Here is a 17,889-nt window from a genome sequence, read left to right as displayed (position 1 = left end):
GGCTGAAGCCCGACCTCGTCGCCGAAGTGGCGTTTCTCGAGTGGACGCCGGCCGGCCGGTTAAGGCATCCGTCTTTTGCGGGCTGCGCGCCGACAAGCCGGCACGCACAGTTGCCCGCGAAGATCCGGCCAGCCCGAAGGGCGCAGGCAACCGCCAATAAATGGACGCAGGCCGGCCCGCATGTCGGCGGATATTTGCGAACTTTCTGTAACGTGTATATGCTGTGGCATATGCCGTCGCAATTGAACTGGAGCCGTCCCTATGCCAACCCATGACACCCGCCATGCACGCCTATTTCGCAACGGACGTAGCCAGGCCGTGCGGATCCCGCGCGAGTTCGAGCTGCCGGTCTCGGAAGTCACTATTCATCGTGAAGGCCGGCGCCTAATCATCGAACCGGTCGAAGCGCCGTCTCTACGCGAGCTATTCGCGCAATGGGCGCCCTTGGACGAAACTTTCCCTGACATCGAAAACCTCCCGGCTGAACCGGTCGATATTGAATGAGCCTCTATCTGCTCGACACCAATATTTTGTCGAACGTAATCCGGGACCCTCGGGGCGCGTGCGCTTCGCGCATCGGGGAAACGCCGCCCGAGCAAGTGTGCACCTCGATCGTCGTCGCGGCCGAGCTACGGTACGGCGTCTGTAAGCGCGGCTCCTCAGCGCTCGCGCAGCGTGTCGAGCAGCTGCTCGCGAGCTTGACCGTATTGCCGCTGCAGTCGGACGCGGATCAATGCTACGGGCGGCTCCGAGCCGATCTCGAGAGGCAGGGTCAGTTGATCGGGGCGAACGACATGCTGATCGCTGCCCATGCGCTGGCCGTCGACGCCGTCTTGGTCACGGACAATACGGCCGAATTCACCCGCGTTGCAGGGCTCGCCGTCGAAAACTGGCTGCGGCCTGCGTAGCGAAATGCAAGCGGGCACGTCGATCTGCTTCGGCAGCAACACCCGGCTCCGGCCGGGTTTTGGGGCGCGTACCAATCGCTGGTGCAGCGGGGACTGCTCGGCTGCCGTGAGGTTACCGGCCATCGTTCAATCGAGGTGCCAGATGAAGTATTCTACGGAACGGTTTTCGTCACACGATTGCCAGCACCGTCTCGCCAAGCACGCGGCGTGGCAAAACAACGCTTGCGCTTGGCGTGTCAGCCATCCACCAACCATTCGAAACACCCACCACACGATGACCACCCGGAATCTCACAGCTGCCGCGGCGCAGGCGGATCAGGCGGACTACTTCACGCGTGTCAATTGGCATATCAAGGCGGCCACCGACCGGGCCCGGCAGGCGAAGGCCGACATCGATTCTGTCTTGGCCGAGGCCAAAGCCAAGCTCGAAGGCGTGCGGGGCCGTGAGGGCGAGCAACGGCTTGCGGCGCAACGAATTCAGCGTCTGGAGGTGATCGCGGCCGCTGCTGACCAGCACCTCAAGGAAATCGACGCACACGCGCAGAAGTACGCCACCAGCTTGTCACCGGATAACGCGCCGATTTCCCACGACGAGGCCAAGGGGTTCTGGATGGACGCGGTTCGAATTTCGCTGCAAGTTTCGATGCTCCACGAGGACGCGCGAGAGGCATAAGGGCAAAGCGTCTGCCAGAGCAGTACAACGACAGTCCCGTAACCCGGCTCCGGCCGGGTTTTTTCATGGTCGGCGGCAGCGTGCAGTAGGGCAGGCGGCAAAACTGCTACATCTGATAACTACTCTTATCAGGTGTGACACTTTTGTCTGTCAGATCGGGCGGATTTTCCCCTATACTTGTCCAGACCCCGCCGGGCAAGGCCGGGCCGGGCGCGCGGCGCCGGCGGCTCGCCCCCGCCCGGGTGGGGTGCCGATCCCGCACCATGGTCGGCGCTACGGTTTCCGTCACAATCACTACGACGCGCGCGGCGCGCCTTCACCACTTATTCCGGGGAACACCAGCATGAACACCACCACCAACGACTACGCCCAGTGCCGGGCCGTCGGCGGCCCGCTCCATGGCTACGCCTTTCCCGGTCACGGGATCTCGGCCGGCCTGACCTATCGCACCGCCGACCAGGTGGCGGACGAACCCTCGCACTACGTCGAATACTCGCGCCGGGCGCTCACGCGCAGCACGCCGGACGGCCTGCAGACCCGCGAGTTTTTTGTGCTCGACACGGTCAAGCGGGACGGCAAGGTGATCGTGCAGGGCCTCACGGACGACCAGGCGCTGGCCGCGACCCTGGCGGCACCCGAGCGCTTCTGGAAGTAGCTCCTCTATCTTCGATCCACGACAAGGAACCGTCATGACCCCAGCATCCCCATTGTTTGCCGCGCTGGATGACAACTCGCTGGTCTCCGTCGCTGGCTATCTCTGGATGGTCTCGCGCCGCGGCGACGGCGCTGTGGAACTCAGTCGAACCGGCGAGCCGCGGCTGCCCGACGTCACGATCGAGGAACACCCTGATGCGAACAACGCTGCTTCGACCTACCAGGCCACCGTCCGGGCGACCGCCCTCTGCGAGTTGGCTGCACGCCGGGACGATTTCGCCACGGCGGAAGCGGCGGTCGCTTGGGCGACCGGGTTCGAGTTTGCGACCCGTCAGGTCGGGAGCCTGACCTGGTACGCCCTGGCGCCGAATGCGCCCCAGTGGCACGCGGTGATCGGCGCCAGCGTCGCGGAAATCGTCAGCTACGAGCGGGGCGGCAGCCCCAGCTACGCCGTCAAGCGGCGGCTGAAATTCGGCACGCAATCCGTCGAGTTCTCGATCACGGATCTGGCCTATCGCGAGACGCCGAAAAACATCGTCAGCTTCGAGCAAGCGTCGGCGATCGCGCTGACGATGCCGGACTACGTGATGGAACTGATGCGCGTGCCGGCCGACGCGACCCAGCCGGCGGGGTCGGCCGCATGAGCGCAGCCAACGTCAACCACGCGCTCGAGGCGGCCGGCCACCATGCGATGGAACGGCTCGGGATCGATCCGCACGGCCGGCACGCGGCCGCCGCGCGCGCACACGCGAAGCAGGCCGGCCGGCAGCTGGCCGTGGCCGGTTACAAGCGCGAGGATGCCTCGCCGCACATCACGGAGAATCCACCGCTCCATGACGACCATGAGGCCGGCTACTTTGACGGCGAAAACGCACGCTTTGCGATCAAGTTCAGCGGGGCGGACGGGCTCGATGCGGCCGGCCTGGACGCTTGCCTGCAGGCCCGCGCGGCATTCGATCAAGCGGTCCACGAAGCCGATGCGGATGCCGTGCAGGTGGTGATGGATACGATTTTCAGGATTGCAACCAAGTATCCGGGCGGCATCGTGGCGTTTTTTGACGACGTTCCGGAAGTCGAGGATCTGCGCCGCGCGGCGGTCGCGTGGCGGACGGCCACCGACGCGCACGATGCGGCCCGCGCAGCAGCAGTGGCGCGTCAAGCGGAGTGGGAAGCGTCGCTCCCGTCCGCGACCGAGCTCATGCGTGCGGTGGCGGCCGAAGCGAACGGCGAGGGGACGTCGTTCGACTTCCAGGGCTACACGTTGTGGCACGAGCCCGACCACGGCGGCTGGTCGCTGACCAATGCATACGGCGTCGACCACTGTCGGTTCCTGACGTCGGAACGGGACTTCCAGCAGCTGATCGACACGGTTCGCCGCCGCCAGGACATCGGCCCGGTGCCGCCCGGTTGCGAAATCCCGGACGAACCGGTCGAGGACGACTCGTACATCGATGCGATGACCGCGTGCTATGAGGCCGAGACCGCCTTGCTGGCCCGGCTCGGGCTGTCGGCCGATGCCCCGGTGCTGGACGCTGTTTGACGGGGCCGACGAAACAATCCATGACGACCGCCGATACCCTACCGCCGACGCGCGACGACCGGGGCACGCATCCGCCCAGTCCGCCGGCATACCGCTCGCCGACCCCAGCACACCTGCGGGACTGCGTGCGGCGGCACGGTGGCACCTTGCCGGCCGACGTCGCGCAGGCGCTGCTCGATGCTGCGGCCGAGCTCGAGGCGAGCGAAGAAGCGTTCGCCGAGCTCGTCGAGCAGAAGCGCGAGTTGCAGCGCCGCCTCGCGAACTGCGAATCGAACCTGCGCGCGGCGCTCGCGCGACCCGCGCGCGCGTAACCCTGATGGACTGCCGATGCTCCTGACCACCACCGACGAGCGCGCGCGATTTCTCGCGTTCGCGCAACAGCACTGGATCGCCGACCAGCACGCGGCGCACGACACGCACAGCTACACCGCGCTGTTTGCCGGCCACCCCGCGCACCTGCAGTTCGAGACCGATGGCGCGTGGCGCCTGTACTACCTCGGCTTTCGGTCCGAACGGATCTTCCACCTGGCCGACGCGCGGCGCGCGGCGCCCGCGTTCGTGCGCGACGTGCTGGCGCACATGATGGCGCTCGTCGTCGACGGCGAGCCGCGCACCTCTGACGGGCCCGCGGTATGAACGGGGGAACGCCACGACGCGGCTGGCGCGCGATCGAGCACTGGCCGACCGGTCGCCGAGTGATGTACCACCTGGTGCTCGGCGGTCTGCTGACCTTGCTCGCGGCGGCTTTCGAGGCAGCCGGTTCAGCGTGGCGCGCGGCGGCGCAGCAAGGGCATCCCCTTGCGCATGCCGGGCGCGAATGGGTGCGCACCCAGGTTGGCTCTCGCGACGCGGTCTCTTTGCTTGAGCATGGGGCCACGGGTGCCGGCTGCGCCCTGTTCGCGTTCGCGGCTCTGCAAGTCGGCTACGGCGTGATCGTTTCGGCACGCGGGCGCCCCGTTGAGCCGTGGCAGCCGTGGCAATGGGTGTTCTTCGCGATCGGGATCGCGGGCGTCAGCTGCGGGATGGCATCGCAGATGTACCCCAACACGCGCGTGCTGACCGGGCTGCTCATCGCGGTGAGCCTGACTGTCCCATTGGCGTGGCCGAACCATGCGAGCCGCGCGGCGCTTGCGGCCCCGGCACGGGTCACCGGTGCAGTGGGCGCGGTATTCTGGCTGGTGGGCGACGGCCTGTGGAAGGTCTATCACGCACCCCACGCGCAGGTGACAGCCGAGACGGTCGCCTTGCAACTGGGGCTCGGGCTCGCCGGCCTGGTCGCGGCCAGTTGGGCATTCGGTTGGGCGGCACGGCGGACCGCCTGGCTGCATCCCGCGCCGATCGGAGCCCGCTGACGTGCGAGCCTCCACCAGCCGCACGATGTTGCGCCTGACGCCCGCCCACTTCGCGCTGTATCGCGCGTATCTGGAAGGGCTCGACGAGGCGACTTTGCACGCGCACTACGGCGTGCCGGGCACCGACGTGCGCGTCACCCGCCGCACCCTGGCGACGCTGCGCGACACGTTCACGATCGCCGCGCGTCTGCGCGCGACGTCGACGCCGCGCACCTGCTGCGCCTCAAACCCGGCAGCTTGCCGCGCGACGCGCACGCGGGGGGCGCCGAGGGGCGGGCGGTCGAGGTGCCGACGCTCGAGGCGTTCCGCGCCACGGTGGACCCGGACGCGTTCTACAGCGAGCGCGAGCTCGTCGCGCTGTACGTCGAAACCTATCCGCCGGCGTCGTCGCCCGCGCTCGAGCGCAAGGTCGCGCGCAATCGCCGCCTGCGCGAACGGCAGGACGCGGCGCTTGCGCGCATGGAGGCGAGTCTCGTCGAGGCGCCGCAGCTGGAGCACACGCTCGAGGGCTGGTTCGACGCCCGGCTGGTGGAGCGCCTGGCGGCCGCCGGCGTCACTACCTTCGCGCAGCTGCTTGCGCTGATGCGTGCGCGACGCCAGCGCTGGTACAACGCGGTGCCGCGCCTGGGCAAGGTGGGCGCGCAGCGCCTCACCGACTTCATCGCGCAGCACCCGGACACGCTGGGCTACCTGTCGCCGCTCGCGGTCACGCCGCGCCGGCAGCTGGCCGCCGGTCACCCGGCGCTGCAGCCGGTGCCGGGCGCGGGGGTTGGATCGGGCGGCGACGTGGTGCCGCTCGAGGCGCTGCGCGTGCCGGCCGCGCTCGACGGCTCGGCCGGCCTGAACCGCGCGCCGGTGCCCGCGCACCAGGCGGAGCTCAACACCGACCTGCAGGCGGTCCACGCGTGGATCGCGACGCGGGGCGCGCGTAGCGAGGCGACCCGCCGCGCGTACCGGCGCGAAGCCGAGCGGCTGCTGCTGTGGGCGATCGTCGCCAAGGGCAAGCCGCTGTCGTCGCTGAACACGATGGACTGCGCCGAATACCTCGACCATTTTCTGCGCGATCCGCAACCCGCCGCGCGCTGGATCGGGCGCGGTCGCGTCGAGCGGTTCGATCCGGCCTGGCGGCCGTTCGTCGGCCCGCTGTCGGAGCGCAGCCGCGATACCGCACGGCGGATCCTCAACGCGATGGGCGCATGGCTGGTCGGCCAGCAGTACCTGCGCGTGAATCCGTTCGCCGGACTGCCGGCCGCGCCGTCGGTGCCGATCGACGCGACCGGCCGCACGCTGACCCGCGCGCAGTGGCAATACGTGCTCCAGACCGTGCTGCGGCCCGTCTCGGCGTTCGACCGCTCGGGCGAACATGCGACGAACCAGGCGGCCCATGCACGCGACGCGTTCCTGCTGCTGTTTGCCTATGCGACGGGTCTGCGCCGCGCCGAGCTCGCCGCGGCGACGATCGGCGCACTGTCGCGCACCGCGCTCGACGGCGCGCTGGATGACGCATGGAGCTTGCGTGTGATGGGCAAGGGTCGGCGTGCGCGTACCGTGCCGATGCCACGGCGGCTGATCGACGCGCTGCGCGCGCAGCTGCGCCACCGACCGGTGCCGCTCGAGCTCGAGACCGCGCCGGCCGACACGCCGCTGATCGCCCATCTCGTGACCGGCGAGGCGCTGCACCCGGACGGGCTCGGCTGGCTGTTCAAGCGGATTTTTGCGCGGGCCGCCGACCAGTTGGCGATCACGTATCCGAACGCGGCCGCGGACCTGCGCCGGGCCAGCACGCACTGGCTGCGCCATACTTTCGCGAACCACGGCCTGGACGCCGGCGCCGACATCCGCGACATGCAGGAGCTGCTCGGCCATGCAAGCCTGGGCACCACCACGCTCTACACCAAGGCCGATGCGGTGCGCCAGTTCCAGTCGGTCGAGACGTTTTTCAACGCGGCGCTCGACGGGGCCGACGGCGCGGGCGTGACCACGACGCCTGTGGCCGTCCCGCGCGTTGCGCCGAGCCTGGCGTCGCACCCGGTCGCCGCGGATCCAGCCAGCGCAGCGCGGATGGTCGCCGTGCACGTGACGCTGAAGGTCGAGCCGAAGCGCGCCAGTGGCCGCGGCCGGGCCCGGGTGCTCGAGCGCGTCGAGCGGGAGGTGCTGGCTGGCGTCGCGCGCACGCCGACCCGCGACGGCGTAACGGTGCTGCAGGTGCCGTTCGATGACGACGACGCGTTCGACCGGCGCGTCGACGATCTGCTGGTCGCGATCGCGCTGACCGCCGAGCAGCACCGCTGTACGTCAGAAAGCGAGGCGTGGGCGGAGGTCGCCGGCGAGCGGTGGCGATGGTGAGCGATACATGATCGGCCCGGGCAACGATGGCTTCGTGGGGCGTGCTGAATGCGGGGCGCAAACAGGGTAACTCGAAATAGGATAGCGATGAGAGGAGTTCCGAAAGAGATGCTGGATCCAAACGCCCAAGCTGGCTGGGCGGGATGTGTGAGCCTCGGTCCCACCGAGGTCCGATTGTGGATCGTCAAGGGCACCCAGTGCGCCACCGGCCACGATCAGGATTTCAGTTTGGCCGATGTGCTGGAGGCAGGACTCCGCGCGAAAATTACCGGTTTGAATGAGCGGGAACGTGAGGCCGTCATCGCGGATTGCATCGCTGATACGCTGGCGCAGATCGCCGACATGAATCAACTGGTTCACGAGTACGCTAACGAAAACTAGGATTGGTGAATCGAGTGACGAAAGTTCGTACCATCTCTGTCGAGGCCGCGAGCGCCCAGCGCGCGGGGGGCCTCATTTCGGACTTCATGCTTCAACGCATCGCCGGCGGCTGGTGTGTGTTACTCGTCGAGACGGGGCGCACGGATTCTCTGGTCGCGGTGAAGCGGAAGGACGTCGACGCAAGCGATGACGGCGCGGCGACGTTTCCTACCGCGGATGAGGCGTTGGCGATCATCTTTCAAATCGGCTTTGACGTCACGCGCAATGCGATCGGTATGTGGCGCCCTGAACCGAAGCATATGGAACGCCTTCAGAGTAGAACGATGGACGTGTTGAAAAGTGTCGTGGATGGACCGAAGGGCGCCGCGTGACGACTCGTGAGTTAGTCACGCATGCGCAGCGTCGCATGCAATGGGCGGCCGATAGGAAAGCAGGAACGAAGCAGTCACCGGAGGTTGCGATGAAACGCGTGAACCGGTTCGCGGAGTACGAAGGGTGGAAGATCGAGGCGTCACCGACCATTTTGGCGAAGCAGCGACTCTTCGTCTCGGGTGTGATCGTCTCGCGGGGTGACGAGCGGTTCATATTCACCGACCTCGGCAATCGTGTCTATCGTGCCCAAGCCTACGAACGCGGTATCGAATGGGCGAGAGGGTGGATCGACAACAACTACAAGACGAAGGCGCATAAGCCAGCGTATGAACGACGGAAGACCAAAGACGCAGGAGGTGGCACGGCATGATTACGCTCAATGGCGAAAAGGAACTTACCCGCATACACGATTGGGCCGACATCCAGGCGAGGCCGGACTTTGATGGGCAACTAGATCCGAACGCTCATGAGCTCGAGGCGATCATTGGCAGCTATGCCTTGCGAGACAAAATCCCGTGCGGTCTATCGAATTGCCGCACACTACATGGCCGCGGTTACCTCGTTGCGACCAAAGATGGGCGCACAACCAACATTGGGAAGGATTGCGGCCGCGTGTATTTTGGAGTTGACTTCGAAACGATGTTGAGCCAATTCACGCGGGATATTGCAGCCAAGGAACATCGCGAAAGGCTTTGGAGCTTCTCGTTTCGCCTCGACGAAATCAACGCCTCGGTCGCGAGGATGCGCAAAGGTGGCGCCGGCGCGCCGGGCGCCGATTGGGTGCACAAAAAAACTCGTCCTCTGCTCTTGCTCAACGCCGGCTGCCCCGCCCCGATCGTGCGCCGCGTTGTTCAATTGCTGCGCACAGGCGGCGATGAGGTGATGGGGGTTCGCGAAGCGACTCGCGAGGAGATCGAACGCGAAGAAGCGATGTCGGGCCGCGCGGTGAAGCGGCCGCATTACGTTGAGGCAGTCGTCGGTCGCGTTGAGCACCTGGACGCACTGCGGTCTGAAAACGATCTGCGTGAGATCTTGATCGTGGATTTGGAGACGAACCTCAAGGCGTTCGCCGGGCTCGACATCGACAATTTGTCGCCATCGCAACTGAGTCATTGGTCAAAGTGGTGCGGCGGTGTCGAACTCTCATTGGAGCGCGCCGGCGAAGCGATCCGGATGGGTCGCGCATTGCTCACGCCCGAGAATCTCGCTCCACTCGCGACGCTCGTCTCGGAGCCGGCCGAGGTTGCTCAATTTGAGGCTTACCTTGCGGGCTTGGGTACGACCTAAGGCGCTCGGATTGAGGGATGCGAGAGAAATAGCAAGCCCCTTTTTCTTTTGTTCAGTTCGGTCGGATGCGTCTAACGCGCGACCCGCGACGGCGTGACGGTGTAGCAGGTGCCGATCGATGACGACGACGCGTTCGACCGGCGCGTCGACGACTTGCTGGTCGCGATCGCGCTCACCGCCGAGCAGCATCGTTGTACGTCGGAAACCGAGGCGTGGGCCGAGGTCGCGGGTGAACGGTGGCGCTGGTGAGTCTGGTTGGCACCGATTGGCGGCAACGGCGTTTTCGCGCAGAGAGCTAGGATCCCGGGTAGGCCACCCATCTCGCCGGCCGATGGCCAGCGAAATGCAAGCGGATATACAAGGGGCTGCCGGAAGGTGCAACCTTGTCCTTGTCGAAGTGACTCTCGTCGGAAAAAACCAAGGGGTAGCTCGAATACGGTTCGATCCGACAGTCGCTCACCTCGTCGGGCTCGGGGGTCAGAAATGTGTTGTATCGCGCGCATGGCCAGCGCCCCTCACGAAGCTGAAGCTCCCAATAGCACAGGATGAGGGGGCGTCCTGAAACGTTGCGTATCGTGATCGTGTTTCCCTCCTGCTCGTCGCTACAAAACGAATATCCGATGTCGATACGATGCCGGTCTCGCCACAGTTCGCAGCACTTGATTACCGCGAGAATCGTCGAGAGGACCGCGCCCCATCCGGCGATCACGAGTGACCAGGAGTGATCGTTCATACACCTCTCCCCGCGTCGTAGGCCTGCCGGGCTTCGTCACGGCAGGCCTCGTAGTAGACCGAGAGGCTTTCTGGCAGCCGTGCGCGACGCGGCATCGCGAGACTTGACACAGGGTAGTTCGCGCGGATGTGCGCGTACAGAAAGAGGACGCATTTCAATGCGACCGCCAACGACGGAGTGTGCATCTCGTCGAGGTCGTCCAGATGAGCGACGAACTTGTCACGGTAGACGCGCACCGTGTCCAGATAGCGCTTCCAGTCGTTCAGACTCGTCGCTGCATCCAGCAACATGTCGCCAAGAAAGCGTTGCTGCTCAGTGTCATCTCGAATGACGCGCTTCCAGTGATGAACTGCGTTGCGATCGGCGAATAGCTTGCACCACTCAAGAACCGCGATATCGAGCATGTTGCTGTTGACCGTCTTGCCGAATTCCATGTGTTGTTTCAGAACACCGGTGCCGTCCTCGTTTACGAAGCCCATGCGGTAGTAAGCGATGTTGCGCACGCAGTGGCAACAGAGCAAACAGACCCGTCGCACGAACCTTGGATCCAGTGATGCGAGTGACATGGCAAAGCCTCCGTCTTTCCTCGGTTCGATCGAATGCGCTCTATCGCGCGACGGGATCGAATCGCCCGACGCGCTCGGTGGTCCCAAAGCAAGTCCTGCAGGTCTCGACGGAGTCCTCGTCGACCTCGACCGGCAACGCTCGCAGGCCGTGATCGCGCAGCCAGGCAAATCGATGGCGTCCATCCGTGAAAATGGCCGTACCGTTCTCGATGGAAACGGTTGGGATGAATATTGAGCGCGTCCCGATTGCGCATCGCAGAAACGTGCCGACCGCTTCGTATTTGCCTTCCTGGTCGGAACCGGAGCCGTTCACGCCGACATACTCGGGCGTGTCCCGCCACACCGCGTCGAGCCTGTCGACGGCGGCCCAAATGACCGGATCGGGCGCATCGGTCCAGCCGGAGCCGATGGGGTGCTGAACCCACACCAATTGTCGGAAGTCCATGACGATGCTCGCAGTCATTGTTCGATTGTTCAAGACTGTAGCGCATCCACGCGACTCCGTAATCGGCGCAGGTGGTGTTGCTCGGCGCGGACGGAACGTCGTGGCGAATTTCGAGACGCTGATGCTCAGTCCTCGGCCTTCGGTCGCCCCTGACGGAGTGCGTGTGCAGTATGCCGCGCATAGGTCGATACCGCCCGCCAGTACGCGGCCATCGGTCCTTTGCGGCGGCGCCAGGCATTCTCGGCCTCGGCGTTTGCCTGGTCGCGCAGCTCGCGCAATACGGCCTCCAACGGAGCGCGCAGTTCGGCCGGCAGGCGTTGAAGCGCCTGCCCTGCCGGCAGTTTCAGAAGCGGATTCTCGTAGCCCATCGTTCGCTTTCCCTTCACGCATTTGAAGTCGATTCGACACGTCGGAACATCGACGTGTCATCTGAAAGTCTTGTTGAATTCGCGACGCGCTACGCGGCGCGACTCGGTGATGCCGAGTGGACGAGTCTCGGCCGGGATGGCGTAGTACGGAGTGCGGACGATGGTGCGCTGTCTCGGTGCGGGATCGGATCCAGCATCGCGAGCACTGCGCGGCGCAGCTGCGCCGCTTTCGCCTGCGAGCAGCGCACGTGGCGGCGAATATCCGCAACGGTCAGACGGACCTGCCCTGCCGCGATGGCATTCGCCAACGCCAACGCCTCTGATTCAATCACGGTCACGAGCGATTCCGGGACTGGCAGATCGTCGGCCGCCGGCGCGCTGATCGAACTGAGCGCCGGAGCGTCGTGACTGGCGACTTCAACGGTGGCGGGCGATTCAGCGCGTTCGTGACCGCTTACGACTGCGATGTGACTCGGCATGACCGATGAGTCACGCGTGACTTTGTCGTCGTGACTCTCGATGACCGGGGTAGCGGCACGCCGCGGAAGACCTTGCAACCAACCCAGGCAGGCGACGCATTCGAGCAGCAGGCCGAACAGCAGGGCGATCGCCAGATCGACACCATCGCGCGAGAGGGCGAATATTTGTGCGACCCGAGACGTGACGGGGTCGATGCGGGCCTTGTCCTGGCGTGCACGGACGAGTTGCCGCACGGCTTCTGCGCGATCGGCTACCTGTTCGCGTCGATGTGCCATATCAGCCTCGACGCCGAGCGCAGCCAGCTGGGCCGCGAGCGCTTCGCGCCGAGCACGCAACGGGGCGCAGCGCGACACGCACTGTTCGGCGCGCGCATTGGCGAGTAACTCCGTGACGCGTGCTTGGTCACGCGCGACGACATCACGCGCACGCCCCGACCCAACTGGCGGCAGTGCACCGGGTTGTACGGGCTCGACGGCGCCTGCACGTTGCGCACCAGCATGTTGCTGGGCGGCCAGGAAGAACGTTGCGTGACCGTAACCGGTGCCGACGAGGCACACCCCCCAAAGCGCCAAGGCCGGAAGCTTGATCAGCAACGGCTCGCCGCGCGTCAGCGCGGGAAGCAGGTGAGCGGCCAGTAGCACCACGAGCGCGACAGCGGCCCATGCGGCGCGTTCGGCCGAGGTGCCGCCGCGTTCAATGCCGGCGACGATCGAGATCCACGCGGACGTGCCCGTGGCGCCGAGTGCGAGGATCAACGCGATGAGACGGGGAAGGGTAGAGCGCGACGCGATACGCCGGTCGGAAGGGTGGCTGTGCATGTGCGGCCTCATTAGCTGGGAGTCAACCCGATCCCCGTCGCCAAACGGGGTGAGCGGGCGCAGAGCGGGGTTGGCGAACCGGCGGCTAATGAACACCGGCAGACCCGAAGGTCTCCCCACCCAGGCCCGCCCATAGAAACCGACGTGCACAGGCACTTCGCACAAAAAAGCCGCTGAGCGCGGCTGTGCGCATTAACCGTTCGGGTCGCCAAACCCGGCACCTGTTGTTTCAGGTACGCAGCCAGTATACCGCCCGCCAACGGGGTTTACAACAGAAATGATGCGCGATGCTTGATGTTTGATGTGAGTGGGGTACAATGGGTGATGCTTGATGTTTGATGCTCACCAGGAGAGCCCTATGCGTACCACTATCGACATCGATGACGACATCCTCGCCCTCGCACGGGCGCGTGCGAAGCCCGGCACGAGTATCGGCAAGGTCATTTCCGAGCTCGCGCGCGCCGCATTGCAACGCACGACGACCAACCAGACGAGCCGTAACGGACTGCCGTTGATGCCGACCTCCGCGACGGCCCGGTCGGTCACGCTCGACACCGTCAATCAACTTCGCGACGATTCACTTTGATGACCTACCTGCTCGACGTCAACGTCCTTATCGCCTTGCTGGATCCTGCTCATGTTCAGCACGAACCGGCGCATGCATGGTTTGGCCGGGTAGGGTATGCCGCATGGTCGACTTGCCCTCTGACTGAGAACGGCGTGTTGCGGATTATCGGCAATCCGAAGTATCCGAACACGATGGGGTCGCCGGCCTCCGTCGCCCCGCTCGTCGCGCAACTGCGGGCGCACGCCGGGCACACGTTCTGGCCGGATGATGTGAGCTTGCTGGACGAGAAGCACGTCGACGCCACGCGCTTACTGTCGTCGGCTCAGTTGACCGATACGTACTTGCTGGCGCTGGCGCGCGTACACAAGGGCAAGCTGGCGACCTTCGATCGGCGCCTGGTTGTCGACGCCGTGCCGAATGGCGCCAAGCATCTCGAACTGATTTCCTGACCGTCGATGGGAGCACGAGTCGTGACAGCTTCGCTTGAACTGGTTTCGTTCGGACTTCCCGACTCGTTCCCGCCGGAGCGGGTGCCAGCGCCGCTTGCGCAGTTTGTCGCGGCATCCGTGCCGGGACCGAGCAAGGAGCAGTTGCACGCGCGTATGCGCAAGCTCGACTGGCGGCCGATTTGGAAGCGGGTGCCGACGTTCGATACGCCAGATTTGACGGCGTATGAAGTCACGCTCACCGTCAGCAACACGGTCGTGCCGCTGATCGTGCGGCTGCGTCGAGTCGGGGCGGGTACGCGTCCACTCGCGGTGCGAGAACGCGATCCGCGGCAGCTGTCATTGTTCTGACCGGGGAGGGGCCGACTGATTTGCTTGACACGACAAAATGTCGTGCTGCGCTGATGCTACACGACGTTATGTCGGGTTCTGGTCGGAGGACCACGATGGAAAAGGTCATTGAGGGGGCGCTCGTCGAGGGCGTGTTGTACGTGTATCGCTGCACCGCCTGCGGGCATCGCGGCGAGGTGCGCCACGCCGACGACAGCTACGACGGTGCGGCCACGACCTGCGCGAAGTGCTACGGCCCGGTCACGCTCGAATGGGACGGCGGGGTCACGCTGGAGGCGACGCCGCGCGTGCGTGTGGCCCACCCGCCGACCGCGGCCGAGCTCGTCCACCTGCGCACGCAGCACGGCCGGACCCAGGCGGCCGTCGCCGAGCGCGTGGGCGTGACCCCGCGCCAGGTGCAGCGCTGGGAAGCCGGGCAGGGCACGATGCCGGTCGCGTCCTGGCAGCTGCTGTGTCGCGAATGGGGCACGCGGTTCCGGGGGGATTTCACGACAGCGCCGGCACCGAGCTGGGGCTGGGACGCGCAGCGCGACGTCCAGCGCAGCACCATCGAGCGCGGCGACGTCGTGCAGCTGCAGGCGATCGCCGGGCCGCTGATCCAGGCCACCGTGTGTGTCGACCGGGTCCACGATGGGCTGGCCGACGAGCACACGTATGGCGGGATCGTGACGGGCATCGTCGCGTCGTATCCCGCAGGTGCTCCGCTCGAAACCTTTACCCTCGGCGAGCGCGTGAGCTTCGCGCGGTCGAACGTGATCCACCTCGAGCAGCGCGTGCCGCCGGCCGCCGCGCGATCGACGCAATGACGGGAGGCAGGCGATGAAACTCAGCAATGCGCTGTTTCTTGCGGGCGGGCTCATCGGCCTCCCTGCGTTCTTTGTGAGAGTCGGTTCGCTTCCCTCAACTGCGGCGATTGGGTGGGCCGTGGCCATGATCGGCTGCGGCATTGCAGGCGTCGCCGCTTGGGCATTCGAGGCAGCATCAACTAAATGACCTGGCCGGTGTCCCGGCGGTGACCACAACGTAAACGGAGCCCTGCGATGCGCAAGGAATACGACCTGCAGACCGACGTGCTGGCGACGATCGTCGCGACCACGCCCGTCACCCCAAAACACGCCGACTTGCTGACGGCCTTCGCGACGCGCACCGAGTTTCGTGGCGCGCGGCATGTGAAATCGCGCGACGAGTTCGGTGCGCGGCCGGCGCGCGTGATCGACGCGAACGGCCGCGAGATCGCCCCCGACTACCGCGCGTGGATCGACGCGCAGCTCGACGCGCATGACGGCTCGGCACGTGCGGTGTGGCACGCGTACAGGGAAGCCGGCTACCAGCTGGTCGAGATCGAGTCCGTGCTGCATTACTTTGTCCACGATCGCGGCGGCGACCAGGACAACTTCGTGCAGCTCGAGGTCTGGGAAGAGCAGGAATTCGTCGAGCGCGAAGTGTTTCCGCGCGATGCATCCTCGGGGGCTCCGGGCGAGGATGACCTGCGCAACGGCTGGAGCAGCGCGCCGGACGAACAGTTCGAGCAACGCCAGTTGGGTGCACCGCGCTATCGCCTGCAGGCGGCCACCGACATGCAGCACTTCATCGAGCTCGCCGAGGCGGTGTATCGGGTGCGCCGGCAGCGCGACGGCGCTCGGCAGTTCGTCGAAACCAACCGGACGACTGGCGAGCAACGTGTCGTGGCCGTGCGTGACCTCACGCCCGGCTACGACCGGCGCCGATGGCGCGGCCGACGGTTTTTTGACGACTGGGCCGCGTCGAGCGCGGGCCATGCCGGCGCGCGCGCGTGCTTGCGCTGGGTGTTCAAGATCGAGGACTACGACGATGGGCGCAGCGGGCGGCAGATGGACTTTGTGCCGGCCTGGACGCATACGCGCAAGGTGGCGCAGCTGCGGAACACCGCCAAGCTCGACGCATACAGCCTGTTCGGCAAGCTCACCCAGTTCGACGAGCGCATCGGCCATCCGTTCGCATGGTATTTCTACGGTCTGCACGGCAACCTGATCCTGGAAGGGCAGATGACACGCGTGCTCGAGGCCGCCGAGGCCGGCTTGATCATGCTGCCCGAACTGGATTATCAGGTGCTGCGGAGCTGGGGCGACGACCCGTATGGGTTTTGACGGAGATCTCTGCGATGGCCAGCGAACCCGAAAAGTCGGATCACGGCAATCTGATCACCGGAGCAACCGTGGTGGCCGTGCTCGGTATGATCGGTGCGGTCTGGAAGTGGGCGCTCGACGCACGTCGGGCCCGCGTGATCGCATTGACCGACAGCGGCCGCCGCGCGCTCGACAATGCCGAACGGCTCGAAACGTACGCGAATCGCTGCCGGAAGCTGATCAACGAGAATGCCTATACGGCAGAGGAGATCCCGCCGTGGAGCCAGCCTGAGTGCTTCGAGTTCGCGCTGCCCGACCTGGCCGATGCGGCGACGACCGGGCAGGGGGCGCGTCACTTGAGGTTCGAAGCAAGCTACCGCGATCTGCAGCGCGAGATCGCGGCAGCGAGCCGGCAGGTCGGCGAGTGGTACGACTCGGAGTTCTATGGTCCCAGCGGCGCGCTTGAGCTCCTTGCCCGCCGCGCGTACGACGTCGCGGATCGCGCGCTCGCACTCGCTGCGGCGCTCCGGAAGCAGTTCGGCCTGCCGCGTCGACAACTCAGTCGATACGAGCGCGATATCGAGCGGCATATCCATGACAGAGCGATCGCCGGCCGGGCACGGCCACCGATCTGGCGACCTTGGGCCTTGATGCGCTTCGCGCTGGCCAAGAGCCGGTGCGCACAAGTGCCGTTGCGGATCCACCTTCATGCTGCACGGCGTAAATGGATTGCGCGTCTGCGGAGAGTATTCGGCCTGGGAGCCAACCCGCGATGACCCGTGACCCGTGGAATAGCGAGCAGGATCGAACCGATGCCCAGGTTTGGCTCTGGCGCGGGCTGGCTGAGATTCGGGTCGCCCGTAGGTTCGACCGAGATCGGCAGTTGCCGAGTTCGGCGCTCGATGCACTGGAGCACGAAGTGCAGGGACTTCTGGACGACCTGCATGATGACGGAAAGTGGAACGAGTACGACACTGACACGGCACGACTCGTATGGCATGCGACGGTGGTCAAGGCGGCCCGTACGATCGAGGCAATGGGCGGCCAGTTCGGTGGGGCATTCGACCGAATTCAAGCGATCACCTACGCCAATGTGTGGCGGGCGTGGAACACCGGGCCGATCGTATCGCTCGCAGCAACGTCATAGCGACAAAGCGTGCGACCCGCCCATTTGATCCAATAGGAGAACGTTATGCTTGGTGCTTGGGCGACGCGCATTGCGTGCTTGTTTGGGATCCACCGTTGGGTCCGGCACGGCCACTACCACTACATCCTGAACGATACCGGGACGCATGCGTACCAGTGCGAACGGTGCGGGCGAGTTCGTGAGAAAAATTCTCCGATGTGAGTGGGGTATTGCCGGGGCCGATATCAGCCATTCAATCGAGCGGATTTTATTTTCTATCGAGCCGACAGATATCAAGGAATGCGATATAACCGCCTTTACCAACATTAACCATCTTTGAGATTCGCGAGATTTTCCATTCTGTACAATC

At 65.4% G+C, this 17,889-nt stretch carries 30 protein-coding genes; 25 read left to right on the top strand and 5 right to left on the bottom strand.

Annotated elements, in window-relative coordinates:
* Nucleotides 1-26: 26 nt before the first annotated feature.
* From LXE91_RS43880 to LXE91_RS42725, 16 genes are all read left to right on the top strand, one after another.
* Nucleotides 27-275 carry a hypothetical protein gene (locus tag LXE91_RS43880; protein WP_252447792.1) on the top strand — a complete coding sequence of 83 codons (249 nt, stop codon included), beginning with the start codon at nt 27-29 and terminating at the stop codon, nt 273-275.
* Nucleotides 262-504: an AbrB/MazE/SpoVT family DNA-binding domain-containing protein gene (locus LXE91_RS42795; RefSeq protein ID WP_009692911.1), complete on the top strand. Its 243-nt coding sequence runs from the start codon at nt 262-264 to the stop codon at nt 502-504. Before LXE91_RS43880 ends, LXE91_RS42795 begins: the two co-directional genes overlap by 14 nt.
* Nucleotides 501-908, top strand: a complete 408-nt coding sequence (locus tag LXE91_RS42790) for a type II toxin-antitoxin system VapC family toxin (protein WP_009692912.1) — start codon at nt 501-503, stop codon at nt 906-908. Before LXE91_RS42795 ends, LXE91_RS42790 begins: the two co-directional genes overlap by 4 nt.
* Nucleotides 909-1,050: 142 nt before the next feature.
* Nucleotides 1,051-1,581 (top strand): hypothetical protein, encoded by a 531-nt coding sequence (locus LXE91_RS42785; RefSeq protein ID WP_141716966.1) that lies wholly within the window; start codon nt 1,051-1,053, stop codon nt 1,579-1,581.
* A 343-nt stretch (nt 1,582-1,924) separates the two neighbouring features.
* On the top strand, nt 1,925-2,236 hold the full coding sequence (locus tag LXE91_RS42780) for a hypothetical protein (RefSeq protein ID WP_069301926.1): 312 nt from the start codon (nt 1,925-1,927) through the stop codon (nt 2,234-2,236).
* Nucleotides 2,237-2,270: 34 nt separating this feature from the next.
* Entirely contained in the window at nt 2,271-2,879 is a 609-nt protein-coding gene (locus LXE91_RS42775) for a hypothetical protein (protein WP_226292010.1), read from the top strand.
* Nucleotides 2,876-3,775 carry a hypothetical protein gene (locus tag LXE91_RS42770; RefSeq protein WP_069301925.1) on the top strand — a complete coding sequence of 300 codons (900 nt, stop codon included), beginning with the start codon at nt 2,876-2,878 and terminating at the stop codon, nt 3,773-3,775. The genes LXE91_RS42775 and LXE91_RS42770 overlap by 4 nt, the downstream gene beginning before the upstream one ends.
* Nucleotides 3,776-3,795: 20 nt before the next feature.
* A complete protein-coding gene (locus LXE91_RS42765; protein ID WP_069301924.1) occupies nt 3,796-4,086 on the top strand; it encodes a hypothetical protein in 291 nt (96 codons plus the stop codon).
* 16 nt (nt 4,087-4,102) lie between these two features.
* On the top strand, nt 4,103-4,411 hold the full coding sequence (locus LXE91_RS42760; protein WP_069301923.1) for a hypothetical protein: 309 nt from the start codon (nt 4,103-4,105) through the stop codon (nt 4,409-4,411).
* 62 nt (nt 4,412-4,473) lie between these two features.
* Nucleotides 4,474-5,127: a hypothetical protein gene (locus LXE91_RS42755; protein ID WP_226292009.1), complete on the top strand. Its 654-nt coding sequence runs from the start codon at nt 4,474-4,476 to the stop codon at nt 5,125-5,127.
* A gap of 285 nt (nt 5,128-5,412) precedes the next feature.
* Nucleotides 5,413-7,473 (top strand): phage integrase family protein, encoded by a 2,061-nt coding sequence (locus LXE91_RS42750; protein ID WP_278068200.1) that lies wholly within the window; start codon nt 5,413-5,415, stop codon nt 7,471-7,473.
* Between the two features lie 108 nt (nt 7,474-7,581).
* Nucleotides 7,582-7,854, top strand: a complete 273-nt coding sequence (locus tag LXE91_RS42745; protein WP_069301920.1) for a hypothetical protein — start codon at nt 7,582-7,584, stop codon at nt 7,852-7,854.
* 14 nt (nt 7,855-7,868) lie between these two features.
* Nucleotides 7,869-8,225 carry a hypothetical protein gene (locus LXE91_RS42740; RefSeq protein ID WP_141716965.1) on the top strand — a complete coding sequence of 119 codons (357 nt, stop codon included), beginning with the start codon at nt 7,869-7,871 and terminating at the stop codon, nt 8,223-8,225.
* Between the two features lie 89 nt (nt 8,226-8,314).
* Nucleotides 8,315-8,596: a hypothetical protein gene (locus tag LXE91_RS42735; RefSeq protein ID WP_069301918.1), complete on the top strand. Its 282-nt coding sequence runs from the start codon at nt 8,315-8,317 to the stop codon at nt 8,594-8,596.
* Nucleotides 8,593-9,513: a hypothetical protein gene (locus LXE91_RS42730; protein ID WP_069301917.1), complete on the top strand. Its 921-nt coding sequence runs from the start codon at nt 8,593-8,595 to the stop codon at nt 9,511-9,513. Before LXE91_RS42735 ends, LXE91_RS42730 begins: the two co-directional genes overlap by 4 nt.
* A gap of 108 nt (nt 9,514-9,621) precedes the next feature.
* A complete protein-coding gene (locus LXE91_RS42725; RefSeq protein ID WP_174990674.1) occupies nt 9,622-9,762 on the top strand; it encodes a hypothetical protein in 141 nt (46 codons plus the stop codon).
* Nucleotides 9,763-9,808: 46 nt separating this feature from the next.
* Here the strand turns inward: LXE91_RS42725 and LXE91_RS42720 are convergent, their stop codons facing one another.
* The 5 genes from LXE91_RS42720 to LXE91_RS42700 all read right to left on the bottom strand — a co-directional run bounded on the left by LXE91_RS42720 (nt 9,809) and on the right by LXE91_RS42700 (nt 12,923).
* Nucleotides 9,809-10,246, bottom strand: coding sequence for a hypothetical protein (locus tag LXE91_RS42720; RefSeq protein WP_069301916.1), 438 nt, complete (start codon nt 10,244-10,246; stop codon nt 9,809-9,811).
* Complete coding sequence (locus LXE91_RS42715) at nt 10,243-10,812, bottom strand: hypothetical protein (protein ID WP_141716964.1); 570 nt, start codon at nt 10,810-10,812, stop codon at nt 10,243-10,245. Before LXE91_RS42715 ends, LXE91_RS42720 begins: the two co-directional genes overlap by 4 nt.
* Nucleotides 10,813-10,852: 40 nt before the next feature.
* Entirely contained in the window at nt 10,853-11,257 is a 405-nt protein-coding gene (locus LXE91_RS42710) for a hypothetical protein (RefSeq protein ID WP_141716963.1), read from the bottom strand.
* Between the two features lie 125 nt (nt 11,258-11,382).
* The gene (locus LXE91_RS42705; RefSeq protein ID WP_069301913.1) at nt 11,383-11,625 is read right to left on the bottom strand and encodes a hypothetical protein; all 243 of its coding nucleotides are present in this window, start codon (nt 11,623-11,625) and stop codon (nt 11,383-11,385) included.
* A gap of 89 nt (nt 11,626-11,714) precedes the next feature.
* A complete protein-coding gene (locus tag LXE91_RS42700; protein ID WP_070162840.1) occupies nt 11,715-12,923 on the bottom strand; it encodes a hypothetical protein in 1,209 nt (402 codons plus the stop codon).
* 358 nt (nt 12,924-13,281) lie between these two features.
* On the opposite strand from LXE91_RS42700, the gene LXE91_RS42695 reads away from it, so the two are divergent.
* From LXE91_RS42695 to LXE91_RS42655, 9 genes are all read left to right on the top strand, one after another.
* Nucleotides 13,282-13,509, top strand: a complete 228-nt coding sequence (locus LXE91_RS42695) for a CopG family transcriptional regulator (protein ID WP_069301954.1) — start codon at nt 13,282-13,284, stop codon at nt 13,507-13,509.
* On the top strand, nt 13,509-13,940 hold the full coding sequence (locus LXE91_RS42690; RefSeq protein ID WP_069301955.1) for a TA system VapC family ribonuclease toxin: 432 nt from the start codon (nt 13,509-13,511) through the stop codon (nt 13,938-13,940). Before LXE91_RS42695 ends, LXE91_RS42690 begins: the two co-directional genes overlap by 1 nt.
* Before the next feature lie 21 nt (nt 13,941-13,961).
* Entirely contained in the window at nt 13,962-14,288 is a 327-nt protein-coding gene (locus tag LXE91_RS42685; RefSeq protein WP_141716973.1) for a hypothetical protein, read from the top strand.
* Nucleotides 14,289-14,383: 95 nt separating this feature from the next.
* A complete protein-coding gene (locus tag LXE91_RS42680) occupies nt 14,384-15,094 on the top strand; it encodes a helix-turn-helix domain-containing protein (protein WP_083264182.1) in 711 nt (236 codons plus the stop codon).
* A gap of 13 nt (nt 15,095-15,107) precedes the next feature.
* Complete coding sequence (locus LXE91_RS42675; protein WP_174990675.1) at nt 15,108-15,281, top strand: hypothetical protein; 174 nt, start codon at nt 15,108-15,110, stop codon at nt 15,279-15,281.
* Between the two features lie 47 nt (nt 15,282-15,328).
* Nucleotides 15,329-16,414: a hypothetical protein gene (locus LXE91_RS42670; protein ID WP_069301957.1), complete on the top strand. Its 1,086-nt coding sequence runs from the start codon at nt 15,329-15,331 to the stop codon at nt 16,412-16,414.
* 14 nt (nt 16,415-16,428) lie between these two features.
* Nucleotides 16,429-17,169, top strand: coding sequence for a hypothetical protein (locus LXE91_RS42665; protein WP_069301958.1), 741 nt, complete (start codon nt 16,429-16,431; stop codon nt 17,167-17,169).
* The gene (locus tag LXE91_RS42660; RefSeq protein ID WP_069301959.1) at nt 17,166-17,540 is read left to right on the top strand and encodes a hypothetical protein; all 375 of its coding nucleotides are present in this window, start codon (nt 17,166-17,168) and stop codon (nt 17,538-17,540) included. The genes LXE91_RS42665 and LXE91_RS42660 overlap by 4 nt, the downstream gene beginning before the upstream one ends.
* Before the next feature lie 145 nt (nt 17,541-17,685).
* Complete coding sequence (locus LXE91_RS42655; RefSeq protein ID WP_174990676.1) at nt 17,686-17,859, top strand: hypothetical protein; 174 nt, start codon at nt 17,686-17,688, stop codon at nt 17,857-17,859.
* Nucleotides 17,860-17,889: the final 30 nt, after the last annotated feature.

Source organism: Burkholderia contaminans (assembly GCF_029633825.1).
Taxonomy (GTDB): Bacteria; Pseudomonadota; Gammaproteobacteria; order Burkholderiales; family Burkholderiaceae; genus Burkholderia; species Burkholderia contaminans.
Note: the sequence above shows the minus strand (reverse complement) of the source record. Positions and strands in the feature narration are given on the sequence as shown.

Coding starts and splice junctions, on each gene's coding strand:
- LXE91_RS42660 (WP_069301959.1), top strand. CDS start 17,166: ATGACCCGTGACCCGTGGAATAGCGAGCAGGATCGAACCGATGCCCAG.
- LXE91_RS42755 (WP_226292009.1), top strand. CDS start 4,474: ATGTACCACCTGGTGCTCGGCGGTCTGCTGACCTTGCTCGCGGCGGCT.
- LXE91_RS42700 (WP_070162840.1), bottom strand. CDS start 12,923: ATGCACAGCCACCCTTCCGACCGGCGTATCGCGTCGCGCTCTACCCTT.
- LXE91_RS42720 (WP_069301916.1), bottom strand. CDS start 10,246: ATGAACGATCACTCCTGGTCACTCGTGATCGCCGGATGGGGCGCGGTC.
- LXE91_RS42780 (WP_069301926.1), top strand. CDS start 1,925: ATGAACACCACCACCAACGACTACGCCCAGTGCCGGGCCGTCGGCGGC.
- LXE91_RS42760 (WP_069301923.1), top strand. CDS start 4,103: ATGCTCCTGACCACCACCGACGAGCGCGCGCGATTTCTCGCGTTCGCG.
- LXE91_RS42730 (WP_069301917.1), top strand. CDS start 8,593: ATGATTACGCTCAATGGCGAAAAGGAACTTACCCGCATACACGATTGG.
- LXE91_RS42675 (WP_174990675.1), top strand. CDS start 15,108: ATGAAACTCAGCAATGCGCTGTTTCTTGCGGGCGGGCTCATCGGCCTC.
- LXE91_RS42655 (WP_174990676.1), top strand. CDS start 17,686: ATGCGTACCAGTGCGAACGGTGCGGGCGAGTTCGTGAGAAAAATTCTC.
- LXE91_RS42790 (WP_009692912.1), top strand. CDS start 501: ATGAGCCTCTATCTGCTCGACACCAATATTTTGTCGAACGTAATCCGG.
- LXE91_RS42785 (WP_141716966.1), top strand. CDS start 1,051: ATGAAGTATTCTACGGAACGGTTTTCGTCACACGATTGCCAGCACCGT.
- LXE91_RS42665 (WP_069301958.1), top strand. CDS start 16,429: ATGGCCAGCGAACCCGAAAAGTCGGATCACGGCAATCTGATCACCGGA.
- LXE91_RS42670 (WP_069301957.1), top strand. CDS start 15,329: ATGCGCAAGGAATACGACCTGCAGACCGACGTGCTGGCGACGATCGTC.
- LXE91_RS42745 (WP_069301920.1), top strand. CDS start 7,582: ATGCTGGATCCAAACGCCCAAGCTGGCTGGGCGGGATGTGTGAGCCTC.
- LXE91_RS42770 (WP_069301925.1), top strand. CDS start 2,876: ATGAGCGCAGCCAACGTCAACCACGCGCTCGAGGCGGCCGGCCACCAT.
- LXE91_RS42715 (WP_141716964.1), bottom strand. CDS start 10,812: ATGTCACTCGCATCACTGGATCCAAGGTTCGTGCGACGGGTCTGTTTG.
- LXE91_RS42680 (WP_083264182.1), top strand. CDS start 14,384: ATGGAAAAGGTCATTGAGGGGGCGCTCGTCGAGGGCGTGTTGTACGTG.
- LXE91_RS42705 (WP_069301913.1), bottom strand. CDS start 11,625: ATGGGCTACGAGAATCCGCTTCTGAAACTGCCGGCAGGGCAGGCGCTT.
- LXE91_RS42710 (WP_141716963.1), bottom strand. CDS start 11,257: ATGGACTTCCGACAATTGGTGTGGGTTCAGCACCCCATCGGCTCCGGC.
- LXE91_RS42735 (WP_069301918.1), top strand. CDS start 8,315: ATGAAACGCGTGAACCGGTTCGCGGAGTACGAAGGGTGGAAGATCGAG.
- LXE91_RS42690 (WP_069301955.1), top strand. CDS start 13,509: ATGACCTACCTGCTCGACGTCAACGTCCTTATCGCCTTGCTGGATCCT.
- LXE91_RS42775 (WP_226292010.1), top strand. CDS start 2,271: ATGACCCCAGCATCCCCATTGTTTGCCGCGCTGGATGACAACTCGCTG.
- LXE91_RS42765 (WP_069301924.1), top strand. CDS start 3,796: ATGACGACCGCCGATACCCTACCGCCGACGCGCGACGACCGGGGCACG.
- LXE91_RS42795 (WP_009692911.1), top strand. CDS start 262: ATGCCAACCCATGACACCCGCCATGCACGCCTATTTCGCAACGGACGT.
- LXE91_RS42695 (WP_069301954.1), top strand. CDS start 13,282: ATGCGTACCACTATCGACATCGATGACGACATCCTCGCCCTCGCACGG.